Origin of the sequence: Streptomyces inusitatus, from assembly GCF_014651115.1 — a bacterium.
Lineage (GTDB): Bacteria > Actinomycetota > Actinomycetes > Streptomycetales > Streptomycetaceae > Streptomyces > Streptomyces amakusaensis.
The window spans coordinates 239,708-252,250 of record NZ_BMWG01000003.1; the positions used below are offsets into that span (position 1 = coordinate 239,708).

The 12,543-nt window shown below is 71.1% G+C and carries 11 protein-coding genes; 7 read left to right on the top strand and 4 right to left on the bottom strand.

The genetic code is table 11. From position 1 onward, the window contains the following. Positions 1–51: 51 nt before the first annotated feature. Both glp and galU read right to left on the bottom strand, forming a co-directional pair. Positions 52–1,356, bottom strand: coding sequence for a molybdotransferase-like divisome protein Glp (gene glp / locus IE247_RS08620; protein WP_190122357.1), 1,305 nt, complete (start codon positions 1,354–1,356; stop codon positions 52–54). A gap of 5 nt (positions 1,357–1,361) precedes the next feature. Continuing rightward, complete coding sequence (galU, locus tag IE247_RS08625; protein WP_190122358.1) at positions 1,362–2,264, bottom strand: UTP--glucose-1-phosphate uridylyltransferase GalU; 903 nt, start codon at positions 2,262–2,264, stop codon at positions 1,362–1,364. Positions 2,265–2,367: 103 nt separating this feature from the next. Here galU and IE247_RS08630 point away from each other — a divergent pair, with 103 nt between their 5' ends. Further along, positions 2,368–2,955 (top strand): 5-formyltetrahydrofolate cyclo-ligase, encoded by a 588-nt coding sequence (locus IE247_RS08630; protein ID WP_229868874.1) that lies wholly within the window; start codon positions 2,368–2,370, stop codon positions 2,953–2,955. Here the strand turns inward: IE247_RS08630 and IE247_RS08635 are convergent. Beyond that, positions 2,939–5,803, bottom strand: a complete 2,865-nt coding sequence (locus tag IE247_RS08635; RefSeq protein WP_190122360.1) for a penicillin acylase family protein — start codon at positions 5,801–5,803, stop codon at positions 2,939–2,941. The two genes, IE247_RS08630 and IE247_RS08635, sit on opposite strands and share 17 nt — an antisense overlap. 312 nt (positions 5,804–6,115) lie before the next feature. Here IE247_RS08635 and IE247_RS08640 point away from each other — a divergent pair, with 312 nt between their 5' ends. The 6 genes from IE247_RS08640 to mscL all read left to right on the top strand — a co-directional run bounded on the left by IE247_RS08640 (position 6,116) and on the right by mscL (position 11,995). Then, positions 6,116–7,558, top strand: a complete 1,443-nt coding sequence (locus tag IE247_RS08640) for a potassium/proton antiporter (RefSeq protein ID WP_308433208.1) — start codon at positions 6,116–6,118, stop codon at positions 7,556–7,558. A 243-nt stretch (positions 7,559–7,801) separates the two neighbouring features. After that, positions 7,802–9,100, top strand: a complete 1,299-nt coding sequence (locus IE247_RS08645; RefSeq protein WP_190122361.1) for an MFS transporter — start codon at positions 7,802–7,804, stop codon at positions 9,098–9,100. A 69-nt stretch (positions 9,101–9,169) separates the two neighbouring features. Continuing rightward, positions 9,170–9,526: an FmdB family zinc ribbon protein gene (locus IE247_RS08650; RefSeq protein ID WP_190122362.1), complete on the top strand. Its 357-nt coding sequence runs from the start codon at positions 9,170–9,172 to the stop codon at positions 9,524–9,526. Between the two features lie 153 nt (positions 9,527–9,679). Beyond that, positions 9,680–10,531 (top strand): S-methyl-5'-thioadenosine phosphorylase, encoded by an 852-nt coding sequence (locus IE247_RS08655; RefSeq protein WP_190122363.1) that lies wholly within the window; start codon positions 9,680–9,682, stop codon positions 10,529–10,531. Between the two features lie 462 nt (positions 10,532–10,993). Further along, on the top strand, positions 10,994–11,293 hold the full coding sequence (locus IE247_RS34865; RefSeq protein WP_308433209.1) for an RcpC/CpaB family pilus assembly protein: 300 nt from the start codon (positions 10,994–10,996) through the stop codon (positions 11,291–11,293). 156 nt (positions 11,294–11,449) lie between these two features. Further along, the gene (mscL, locus tag IE247_RS08665) at positions 11,450–11,995 is read left to right on the top strand and encodes a large conductance mechanosensitive channel protein MscL (protein WP_190122365.1); all 546 of its coding nucleotides are present in this window, start codon (positions 11,450–11,452) and stop codon (positions 11,993–11,995) included. 34 nt (positions 11,996–12,029) lie between these two features. Here the strand turns inward: mscL and IE247_RS08670 are convergent, their stop codons facing one another. Further along, positions 12,030–12,236 carry a hypothetical protein gene (locus tag IE247_RS08670; protein WP_190122366.1) on the bottom strand — a complete coding sequence of 69 codons (207 nt, stop codon included), beginning with the start codon at positions 12,234–12,236 and terminating at the stop codon, positions 12,030–12,032. Between the last annotated feature and the right edge of the window lie 307 nt (positions 12,237–12,543).

Below are 12,543 nucleotides of genomic sequence, written 5' to 3' on the forward strand. Positions count from 1 at the left end.
CGGGCCGCCAGGGCCCATGTGGGCAGACACGGTACCTTCCCGGCGGCCGCGTCAGCCGAGGAGGACCACTTGGACCTCCGTGCCGGGCTCGGCCGACTCGACCTCCTCCGGGAGCACGATCAGACAGTTGGCATGGGCGAGGGCGGCGACCAGATGGGAGCCGGAGCCGCCCACGGGGGTGACGGAGCCGTCCGCCGGGTCGTGGGCGCCGCGCAGGAACTGCCGGCGTCCGGGGATCGAGGTGAGGGCCTTGTCGGTCTTCAGCTCGGCGCGCACCCGGGGGCGGTGGATGTCCGTCAGACCCATCAGGGTGCGGATCGCGGGGCGGACGAACAGCTCGAAGGAGACGTAGGAGGAGACCGGGTTGCCGGGCAGGGCGAGCAGCGGGATGTGGTCGGGGCCGATGGTGCCGAAGCCCTGGGGCTTGCCGGGCTGCATGGCCAGGGTGCGGAAGTCGATCCCGGTGCCGGGGTCGTCCTCCCCCTCGCCGACGGAGCTGAGGGCCTCCTTGACCACGTCGTACGCGCCGACGCTGACGCCGCCGGTGGTGACCAGCAGATCGGCGCGGATGAGCTGGTCCTCGATGGTGGAGCGGAGGGTGTCGGCGTCGTCGGTGACCGCGCCGACCCGGTAGGCGAGCGCGCCCGCGTCGCGCGCGGCGGCGGCCAGGGCATGGCTGTTGGAGTCGTAGATCTGGCCCTCGCCGAGGCTCTCGCCCGGCTGCACCAGCTCGCTGCCGGTGGAGAGCACGACGACGCGCGGCCTGGGGCGCACCCGGACCGTGCCCCGGCCGATCGCGGCGAGCAGGCCGAGCTGGGGCGGGCCGAGGACGGTGCCCCGGGCGAGGGCCAGCTCCCCGGCCTTCACATCGCTGCCGCGCGAGCGGATGTGCGCGCCCTCGGCGGCGGCGCGGTGGACGCGGACCTCGCCGCTCGCGTCCTCGGGGGCCCGGCCCGCGGGGCGCATCTCGGTGGCGGGTCCGCCGCCGCTGCCGCCGTCGGTCCACTCGACCGGGACGACGGCCTCGGCCCCGGGCGGCAGCGGTGCGCCGGTCATGATCCGGGCGGCCTGGCCGGGCCCCACGGCGGGCGGCTCGCCGCCGCCGGCCGCGACGTCGCCGATGACGGTGAGGACGGCGGGGAACTCCTCGCTCGCCCCCTGGACATCGGCGACGCGGACCGCGTACCCGTCCATGGAGCTGTTGTCGAAGGGCGGCAGGGCGACGGGGACGGTGACGTCCTCGACGAGGACGCAGCCCTGCGCGTCCATCAGTTGCAGTTCGATCGGATCCAGTGGGCGGATCGTCGCGAGGATGTCCTCCAGGTGGTCGTCCACCGACCAGATCGCGCTGCTCACCGTCGTTACATCTCCTCGGTCACATACGTCTGGAGCCAACTCCGGAACTCGGGTCCCAGGTCCTCACGTTCGCATGCGAGTCTGACAATGGCCCGCAGATAGTCGCCCCGGTCGCCGGTGTCGTAGCGGCGGCCCTTGAAGACGACGCCGTGCACCGGGCCGCCGATCGTCTCGTCGGCGGCGAGCTTCTCCAGGGCGTCGGTGAGCTGGATCTCATTGCCCCGGCCCGGTTCGGTCTCGCGGAGTATGGCGAAGACGGCGGGGTCCAGGACGTAGCGGCCGATGATGGCGAGGTTGCTCGGGGCCTCGGCGGCGGAGGGCTTCTCGACCAGCCGGGTCACCCTGACGACGTCGGACTCGCCGGTGGCCTCGACGGCGGCGCAGCCGTAGAGATGGATCTGCTCGGGCTCGACCTCCATGAGGGCGATGACGCTGCCGCCCTCGCGCTCCTGGATCTCGACCATGCGGGCGAGCAGCGGGTCGCGCGGGTCGATCAGGTCGTCGCCGAGGAGGACGGCGAAGGGCTGGTCGCCGACGTGCGGGGCGGCGCAGAGGACGGCGTGGCCGAGGCCGCGCGGGTCGCCCTGGCGGACGTAGTGCATGGTGGCGAGGTCGCTGGACTCCTGGACCTTCTTCAGGCGCTCCTCGTCCCCCTTGCGGGTCAGCGCCTCCTCCAGCTCGTAGTTGCGGTCGAAGTGGTCTTCGAGCGGGCGCTTGTTGCGGCCCGTGACCATGAGCACGTCGGAGAGTCCGGCGGCGACCGCCTCCTCCACGACGTACTGGATCGCGGGCTTGTCGACGACAGGCAGCATCTCCTTGGGAGTGGCTTTGGTGGCAGGCAGGAAGCGCGTGCCGAGGCCGGCGGCGGGGATGACCGCCTTGCTGATCCTGGTGTTCGACTCATTCATGTTCAGCACAATATCCGGTGACCGGGGAGGCGGAGCGGGCATCGGACAAGCCCTCCGCCCCGAGCCGCACAGGAGAGGCCTTTCATCCCATATGAGCGAAGAAATGACGACAAAGCGCGCCATTCGGAGTGAACTGCTGGCCGCACGGCGGCGGCTCACCCCCGAGCTGCTGAAGGAGACCGACGCCGCCTTCGCGGACCGGGCGGCGCGCCTGGAGGAGTTGTCGGGCGCGGCCACCGTCGCCGCGTATGTCTCGGTGGGGAGCGAGCCGGGCACCCGCGCGCTGCTGGAGGCGCTGCGCGCCCGGGGCGTACGCGTGCTGCTGCCGGTCCTGATGGCCGACGACGATCTCGACTGGGGCGAGTACCGGGGCGCGGAGCACCTCGTCGCCGCCGGGCGCGGGCTGCTGGAGCCGGACGGGCCCCGGCTGGGCCCGGACGCGGTGCTCGCCGCCGGGGCCGTGCTGCTGCCCGGGCTCGCGGTGGACGGCCGGGGGCTGCGGCTCGGGCGCGGGGGCGGCTCGTACGACCGGGTGCTGGCGCGGCTCGCGGCCCATGGCGCGCACCCGGCGCTGGTGGTGCTGCTGTACGCGAACGAGGTGGTCGCGCGGGTCCCGGAGGAGCCGCACGACCACCCCGTACAGGCTGTGGTCACCCCCGAGGGGGTGCGCCGGTTTACGGCTTCAGCGTGAGTGTGTCGACGGTGTTGGTCTCGACCGCTTCCTCGGTGAAGGACCAGTCGAGGAGTTCGCCCTCGGCCCACTTGTCGGTCTGATCCGTGTAGTGCGCGCTGTAGGCGTGCCCGGACGCGCCCGTCAGATTGATCCAGTCCGACTTGTCCCAGTCACCCACGTTCACCACCATGCGCATGGACGGCACCCAGACGACGTCGTAGCCCGCGGCCGCGTTCCAGCCGGTGGCGTTGACGGTGGCCTCGCCGCCGCCCAGGTCCCAGGGGCCCCGGTTGAGCAGGAACTTCAGGACGCCGGGGCCGTCCGTGCCGAGGGTCTGGTTCTTCAGCTTGAGCTGGTGCAGCCGGCCCCAGCTCCAGCTGTCGATGTCCTTGCCCAGCTCGGCCGTCAGCTCCCAGCGGGCGTCCTCCATGGCCCGTGCGAACAGCTCGTCACGGGTGTCGGCGGCCTTGTCGGAGCGGCTGGCGGGCGCGCGCCACCACGGGTTCTTCTCGTCCTCGACGATGCCGCGCACCACCTCGAACCAGCGGTCGCCGCCGTCCGGCTGCGCCGAGTCCGCGTCGCGCTCGCCGCACTCGATGACCCGCTCGCTCAGCTCGTCGTCCGGAACGGTGCTGTCCGCCGGGCGGACGCTCAGGCACTCGCCCTCCACCCTCAGCTCCTTGGGCAGCTTGTTGCCGAAGGCGAGCTTGAGGATGTTGCGCCACACACCGTTGAAGTAGGCGGCGGCGGCCGAGTCCGGCTCCTGGGTGTAGTCCCAGGTCTCCAGCAGCTTCTGGGCCTCGCGGACATACGGGTCGTCGATGTCGATCTTCAGCAGATGCGGGGTCAGCAGCTTCGCGATCTCGCTCGCGTTGTCCATCTGCATGGTCCGCATGTCCTCGGTGGAGATCTTGCCGCCACCCTTGATCTTGGACTCGATCAGATTGTTGAGCCGCTGGCTGCGCGCGCCGTATCCGTAGTCCTCGGTGATGGCGTACGGGTACTTGTCGGCGTCCACGACGGCCTGGTTGGCGGTGACGATGTAGCCGCGCTTCGGGTTGAACTCGTACGGCATCTCGTCGAAGGGGATGTAGTCCTTCCAGCGGTACTCCGGGTCCCAGCCGGGCGCGGGGGCGGAGCCGTCGCCCGCCGCGCGCCGCGGGATCTTGCCGGGGGCCTGGTAGCCGATGTTGTTCTCGCTGTCGGCGTAGATCAGGTTCTGGGAGGGGACCTCGAAGTCCTTGGCCGCCTTGCGGAAGGAGGCGAAGTCGTTCGCGCGGTTGAGCGCGAAGACCGCGTCCATCGACTTGCCGGGCTGGAGGGCCGTCCACTGGAGCGCGACGCCGTAGCCGGTCGCGCGGTCCGGGGCGGCGTTGGAGACCGGGGCCTTCTGGCCGACCTGCGCCAGCTCGGTGCTGCGGTCGGAGACCAGCGGGCCGTGCTCGGTGGCGCGGACCGTGATGGGCTTCGGCTTGCCGCCCGCGACCTCGATGACCTCCTTGCGGGTGATGAGCTTCTTCTGCTCGTCACCGACCTGGTAGGTGTTGCCGGTGAGCTTCTCCAGATAGAGGTCGGTCACGTCCGCGCCGAGGTTGGTGAAGCCCCAGGCGATGTCCTCGTTGTGTCCGATGATCACACCGGGCATTCCGGAGAAGGTGAAACCGGCGGTCTGGTACTGGCAGGACTCGCTGACCTTCCGGCAGTGCAGGCCCATCTGGTACCAGAGCGAGGGCAGCTGGGGAGCGAGGTGCGGGTCGTTGGCGAGCAGCGGCTTGCCGGTCGTCGTGTACTTGCCGGAGACGACCCAGGAGTTGGAGCCGATGCCGTTGCCGCTGGGGCCGAGCAGGGCGGGGATGGTGTCGAGGGTGTCGGCGAGCGCGGCGAGCTGGGTGTTGAGGCCCTGGGTGGCGTCGGCGGGGGTGCCGGCCGTGCCGGTGCCGGTGCCCGTACCTGTGCCCGTGCCGGTCCCAGTACCTGTGCCCGTACCTGTACCCGTGCCCGTACCCGTGCCCGTACCTGTACCCGTACCGGTACCTGTGCCCGTGCCCGTACCGACCGGCGCGGTCTGGCCGTTGGCGGTGCCCGAGGGCGTGGCCTCGGGGTCGAACTTCCCGGTGACCGGGTCGATCCCGCCGCGTTCCATGATCGGCTTGTTCCTGTCGTACGGATACGACGGGTACAGCTCCTTGATCTGCTTCTTGCTCAGCCTGCTGGTCAGCAGCGAGCGGTCGATCTCCTCCTCCATGTTGCCCCGGAGGTCCCACGCCATCGCCTTGAGCCAGGCCACCGAATCGACCGGCGTCCACGGCTCGGGCTTGTAGTCGTTGGTGAAGGCGAGCGCCGCGTACTCGACGGAGAGATCCTTCGCGCCCTTGCCCGCGAGATACGCGTTGACACCGGCGGCGTACGCCTTGAGGTGGTTCTTCGTCTCGGCCGTCAGCTTCTCGTCGTATTCCTTCTGCGCGACGCCGCGCCAGTCGAGCGTACGCAGGAACGCGTCCGTCTCGACCTGGCTCTCGCCGAACATCTCGGAGAGCCGTCCCGCCGTCATATGACGGCGTACGTCCATCTCCCAGAAGCGGTCCTGAGCGTGGACGAAGCCCTGAGCGCGGAAGAGATCCTCGTCGGTGTCCGCGTAGATCTGCGGAATGCCGTAGTCGTCGCGCTTCACCTCGACCTCGCCGCGCAGGCCCTCGATCTCTATCGTGCCGGTGGTCTGCGGGAAGGAGGCGCGCACGGTGCTGACACCCCAGTACCCGCCGTATCCGATGCCGCCGAGCAGCGCCAGTACCAGGAAGATCACAAGCAGGCGGGCGCGTCGCCCCTTCTTCTTCTTGGGGGAAGAGGCGGTTGTGTTGGAGGGCATCGCTGTCCTTCGAGGCGCAGGCTGGTACAGGAGTGCTGGAGCCAACCATAGGCGCAGCGCCCCACCGCCCCTGACGCGGTATCCGAAAGCGGTGCACCGGGTGAGAGCGAGGGGCCCCTGTTCACGGGGCGGGCGCACGGCGGCCCATGGAGAAGATCCACGCGGGATCGGGCGTCAAGGAAACGTTAAAGATTAGGTAAGGTAACGAAGTGTCGCCGCCCGGATCAGCGATCCGGCACGTAGAGGCGCGAGGGGAAGGATCGGCCACTGACTGTCCACCAGCTCAACGAACTCCTGCTCATCTGCTCGCTCGTGCTGCTCATCGCCGTCGCGGCGGTACGCGTCTCCTCGCGCAGCGGGCTCCCCAGCCTGCTGCTGTATCTCGGCATCGGGATCGCGATAGGGCAGGACGGTTTCTTCGACGTCGAGTTCAACAACGCCGAGCTGACGCAGGTGATCGGCTATGCCGCGCTTGTGGTGATCCTCGCCGAGGGCGGACTGGGCACCAAGTGGCACGAGGTCAAACCCGCGCTGCCCGCGGCCGTCGCGCTCTCGACCGCCGGTGTCGCGATCAGCGTGGGCATCACCGCGTCCGCCGCGCACTATCTGGTCGGCCTGGAGTGGCGGCAGGCGCTCATCATCGGCGCGGTGGTGTCCTCGACGGACGCGGCGGCCGTCTTCTCCGTACTGCGCAAGGTGCCGCTGCCGTCCAGGGTGACAGGTGTGCTGGAGGCCGAGTCCGGCTTCAACGACGCCCCGGTGGTCATCCTGGTGGTGGCCTTCTCGACGGCCGGTCCGGTGGACGACTGGTACGTCCTGGTCGGCACGATCGCGCTGGAGCTCGCCATCGGCGCGGCCGTCGGTCTGGCGGCCGGATTCCTCGGCGCGTTCGGGCTGCGGCATGTGGCGCTGCCCGCCTCGGGTCTGTACCCGATCGCCGTGATGGCGATCGCGGTGGTGGCGTACGCGGCCGGGGCCATGGTCCACGGCAGCGGATTCCTCGCGGTCTACCTCGCCGCCATGGTGCTCGGGAACGCCAAGCTGCCGCACGCCCCCGCCAACCGGGGCTTCGCCGAGGGGCTGGGCTGGATCGCCCAGATCGGGATGTTCGTCCTGCTCGGTCTGCTGGTGACGCCGCACGAGCTGGTGGACGACTTCTGGCCCGCGGTGACCGTGGGACTGGTGCTGACCATGGTGGCGCGGCCGGTGTCGGTCTTCCTCAGCCTGCTGCCGTTCCGCATCCCCCGGCGGGAGCAGGTGCTGCTCTCCTGGGCGGGGCTGCGCGGGGCGGTGCCCATCATTCTGGCCACCATCCCCATGGTGGCCGGGGTCGAGGGCAGCGACCGGATCTTCAACATCGTCTTCGTCCTGGTCGTCGTCTACACCCTGCTCCAGGGCCCCACCCTGCCCTGGCTGGCCAGGGCCCTGAAGATCGGCCCCGGCGACCCGTCCGACCTGGGCGTGGAGTCCGCGCCGCTGGAGCGGCTGCGCGGGCATCTGCTCTCGGTCTCGATCCCCGACGAGTCCAAGATGCACGGCGTCGAGGTCGCGGAGCTGCGGCTGCCGCCGGGGGCGGCGGTCACCCTCGTCGTCCGCGACGGGAAGAGCTTCGTCCCGCTGCCGGCCACCGTGCTGCGCCGGGGCGACGAACTGCTCGTCGTCGCGACCGACCCCGTGCGCGACGCCACCGAGAAACGCCTCCGGGCCGTCGCGCACGGCGGCAAGCTCGCGGGCTGGCTGGGCACGGGACCGTGACCCGTCCGCCGCCCGTCGTCCTGACCGGCCGGTTCCGGCCGGTCAGGACGGCGGGCCGGGGCTCCCTGTAATATGAGCGGGTATTGATCGACCACCTCTGCCTGACGCAGAGCTGGCGCGACCGTATGGCGGCCGAATCGTCCCCCCAGGACCCGGTATCTACCGCAGTCCCGCGCGTAGAGGACAGCTCTCGGCCTCCCCGTACCCCCGGGGACGTCACCAGGCGGCAGAAAGGCACGGGCCGTGGCATCCACGGTCACGAAAGACCCCCGCCCCGGGTACGGACAGCTCCTCCGCACCCCCGGCGTCTGGACCTTCCTGCTTCCGGGCTTCGCCGCCCGACAGCCCTTCGCGATGCTCACCATCGGCATCGTGCTGCTGGTCCAGCACACCACCGGCTCCTACGGCAGCGCCGGAGCCGTCGCCGCCGCGACCGGTGTCTCGATGGCCCTGTTCGCCCCGCAGAGCGGCAAGCTCGCCGACCGCTTCGGCCAGCGCGCCGTCCTGCTCCCGGGCGTGCTCATCCACACCGCGTCCGTATCGGCCCTGACCGCCCTGGCGCTCGCGGACGCCCCCCTGTGGGCCCTGTTCGTCGCGGCGGTGCCGACGGGCGCCTCCGTACCGCAGATAGGCCCGATGGTCCGCGCCCGCTGGGCCGCGAAGCTGGACGGTTCGCCGCTGATGCCGACGGCCGCCGCCTTCGAGTCGGTGACCGACGAGTTCACCTTCGTCGTCGGACCGGTCCTCGCCACCGCGCTCTGCGCCGGTGTCCACCCGGCGGCCGGCCTGATCGCCGAAGCGGCCCTGACCCTGGTCGGCGGTCTGCTTTTCGCCGCGCAGAAGCGCACCCAGCCGAAGGTGCTGCCGCGGGGCTCCGCCGACGGCTCCGGCCCCCGGGTCTCGGCGCTCTCCATCCCGGGCATACGCGTCCTGGTGATCGCCTTCCTCGGCATCGGCTCGGTCTTCGGCGGCATGCAGGTCTCGCTGACCGCCTTCAGCGAGGAGATCGGCGATCCGAGCGTCAACGGACTGCTGTACGGGATCTTCGCGGGCGGCAATATGCTCGCGGGCGTCGCCTGCGGCGCCATCGCCTGGAAGAGCGGCCCGCGACGCAGAGTGGTGATCGGTTACGTGGGGCTGACCCTGGCCGCGTCCGGGCTCTGGGCGGTCCACTCGGTCGCCCTGCTCGCGGCGCTCGGCCTGCTGGTCGGGCTCTGCATCGCCCCCGCGCTGATCGGCGGCTACACCCTGGTGGAGTCGCTGGTGCCGGCCTCGGCCCGGACCGAGGCCTTCACCTGGCTGACGGGAGCAGTGGCTCTCGGCCAGGCGGCGGCCGTCACGGCGGCCGGACAGCTCGCCGACGCCAAGGGCGCGAGCGCGGGTTTCGTGGTGCCGCTCGTGGGCACCGTACTGGCTCTGATCACGCTTCTGACCTTGCGTTCCCGGCTTTCGCCGCAGGGCGGCGGGGGCCAGGGCGGGGGCTTGATCGCCGCCCGTGGGGCGAGTGGGATGGATCACCGAGAGCCGGTGGCGGTGGACTGACGCAGCGGAATACGTCACTATGGACCGTCGTTAGCACTCATTGAGTCAGAGTGCCAGGAGGAAGACACAGTGCCGACCTACCAGTATCAGTGCACCGAATGCGGCGAGGGCCTTGAGGCGGTGCAGAAGTTCACCGATGACGCCCTGACCGTGTGCCCGAATTGCGAGGGACGCCTGAAGAAGGTGTTCTCGGCAGTCGGCATTGTCTTCAAGGGCTCCGGCTTCTACCGCAACGACAGCAGGGGCTCCTCGTCGAGCAGCACGCCTGCCGCGTCGTCCACGTCGAAGTCGTCCGACACGAAGTCGTCGTCGTCCGACGCGAAGGCGTCCGCGTCCTCGTCGTCCTCGTCCTCTTCTTCATCGACCTCGTCTTCTTCGTCGTCGTCGAGTTCCACGGGTTCCGGCGGCAGCAGCTCCGCCGCCTGATTCCGGCTCTTCTTCTTCACCGGCCTTCACCGGCCTTCACCGATCTCCATCGTTTTCCGCCGAGGGCCCCGCCGTTCCACACGGCGGGGCCCTCGGCGTATCCGTCCCCGTGGGCCCCGTGGACCTCTTCCGCGCGTCGATAGTGTGCTCGGCATGACTGACGTGGACGTGGACATGAACGCAGAGATCGGTGTCATCGGCGGCTCGGGTTTCTACTCCTTCCTGGAGGACGTGACCGAGGTCGAGGTCGACACCCCTTACGGCAGCCCCAGCGACTCCCTGTTCTTCGGCGAGGTGGCCGGGCGGCGCGTCGCCTTCCTCCCCCGGCACGGCCGCTCCCACCACATCCCGCCGCACCGCATCAACTACCGGGCCAATCTGTGGGCCCTGCGCTCGGTGGGGGTGCGGCAGGTGCTCGGGCCGTGCGCGGTGGGCGGGCTGCGGCCCGAGTACGGGCCGGGGACGCTGCTCGTACCCGATCAGCTGGTGGACCGGACGAAGACCCGGGCGCAGACGTACTTCGACGGGGAGCCCAGGGCTGACGGCGTTGTCCCCAACGTGGTGCACACCACCTTCGCCGATCCCTACTGTCCGACCGGCCGGGCCGTGGCGCTGAAGGCGGCGCGGGGGCGCGACTGGGAGGCGGTGGACGGCGGAACGATGGTCGTCATAGAGGGGCCGAGGTTCTCCACCCGGGCCGAATCGCGCTGGCACGCGGCGGCGGGCTGGTCGGTGGTGGGCATGACCGGGCATCCGGAGGCGGTGCTCGCTCGTGAGCTGGAGCTCTGCTACACCTCGCTGTCGCTGGTCACCGACCTGGACGCGGGGACCGAGACCGGGGAGGGGGTCTCGCACACGGAGGTGATGCGGGTCTTCGGCGAGAAGGTGGGGGAGCTGCGGAAGGTGCTCTTCGACGCGGTGGGGGCGCTCCCGGCGACCGGGGAGCGGGATTGTCTGTGCGTGAGTGTTCACGAGGGGTGGAAGCTGGGGATGGAGCTGCCCTGACCGCTGCTCGGGGACTCGTTCGGGGACCCGTCCGGGTGAGGGAGTTGTCCACAGGCCGTGGGCCGTCCACAGGCTTCGGCGGGATCGGGGCGGACGGCGCATCGTGAAGGGGCGAGGTTCCGGCCGGTGGCGGCCGGGACACCCTCTCCATGACGGGCGGTGCGGGTACCGATGTCGTTTCCCTCTTCCTCTTCCTCTTCTTCCGGGGGCCCGTCTTCCGGGGGCCCGCCTTCCGGGGTCCCGGAGTTCGCGCCGATCCGGGTCCGGGGCGGGGCGCACCGGCTGCGGCGGGCGGTCGGGAGGCGGCGGCGGGCGCTGGCGGCCGGGGTCGCGCTGACGGCGGCGGCGCTGGCCGCGTCGGCTCCCCGTGGTGCCGACGGCGGAAGTGCCGGGCCCGGGGCCGGGAGCGGGCGGGCCGTTCCGGACGGGGCGGGCGGCGGGGAGCGGGCCTCGCGGAGGCCCGTGGTCCACGCGCTGGTCTCGGCCCCGGTGCGGATCGCCGACGCGGCGACGGTCCGGCTGCTGCGTCCGGGCGACCGGGTGGATGTGATCGCGATGCCCCTCCCCCCGCCGCCGCGCTCGGACCGGGCGGATCAGCCCGGGGCCCGGGTGGTGGCGACGGGGGTGCGGGTGGCCGGGGTGCCGAGGGCCGCCGGGCCGGCCGACGGCGGCGCGCTGGTGATGCTCTCCGTGCCGCGCGCCGTCGCCGCCGAACTGGCCGCCGCGAGCGCGGCGGGCGCCCTGGCGGTGAGCCTGTGCTGAGCCGTCGGCAGGGAGTGGAAAGGGCGTTCACTCGTACTGACGTACCGACGCGTCACCTCTTCGTACCCGTGAAGTGGACAGCCCGCCCCGGCCTTGCCGTAGGTTGCGGGAGGTTTTGTTCCGTCCCCTGTACGAAATGCGAAGAAAGGCTCACTTGTGAGCGAGAAGAAGGTCAGCGTTCTGGAGGGCTTCAAGGCCTTCCTGATGCGCGGCAATGTGATCGACCTGGCGGTGGCCGTCGTCATCGGCGCGGCGTTCACCTCCGTGGTGAACTCCGTGGTGAAGGGCATCATCAACCCGCTGGTCGGCGCGTTCGGCACCAAGGACCTCGACGCCTACAGCTCCTGCCTCAAGGGCACCTGCAAGGTGGTGAACGGCGAGGTCGACGGCATCAAGATCCTTTGGGGTTCCGTCCTCGGGGCCATTCTGACCTTCCTGATCACCGCCGCCGTCGTCTACTTCCTGATGGTGCTGCCCATGTCGAAGTACCTGGCGCGCAAGGCGGCCAGGGACGCGGCGAAGGAAGGCACCAAGGAGGTCGTGGAGCTGTCCGAGCTGGAGGTGCTCAAGGAGATCCGGGACGCGCTGGTGGCGCAGTCCCGGGGCGGCTCGGCTCCCGGATCGGGCACTGGCTTCGGCAGCGGTCCCGGCTCCGGCTCCGGCTCCGGTCCCGGTACGGAATCCGGGCCCGGCAGGCTGTAGCGGGAGCGGGGCCCGACGCCGGGAGGGCCCGCGCTCAGAGGTGGTGGGGCGGCTTCTCGTCGAGGAAGCGCGCCAAGTCGTCGGCGGAGCCGCCGCTCGCGGCGGGCCGCTCGCCCCATCCCCGGTCCGTATCGTCCGAGGACGGCTGGTCCAGCGGATCGTCGAAGTCGATCCTCGGCGCGGCGGGCCGCTGTCGGGAAGGCTTCGCGTCTCGCGGTCCGGGGGCGGGGGCGGTGCTCATGTCTCCAGGGTACGGCGGCGGCGCCCGGCACTCCCCCGGCCCGGGTCCCGGACCGGGACCGAAACCGGGGCCGAAACCGGGGCCGAAGGGCCGGGCGGATGGGACGTCATCCGCCGGGCGCGCGTCCCGCCGCCCGGCGGCGGGGTCTCTGCTGTTCTGGACGTATGACGCGCTCAGGCAGCTCAGACGCCCCGGAGAACCCGGAGAACCCGGAGAACCCGGGGCACACAGCGGACCCGGCCCCGGACCCGGCGCACGGGCCCGGCGCGGGGACGGGCAGCGAGGCGGACGGCTACGAGCCGCTGCG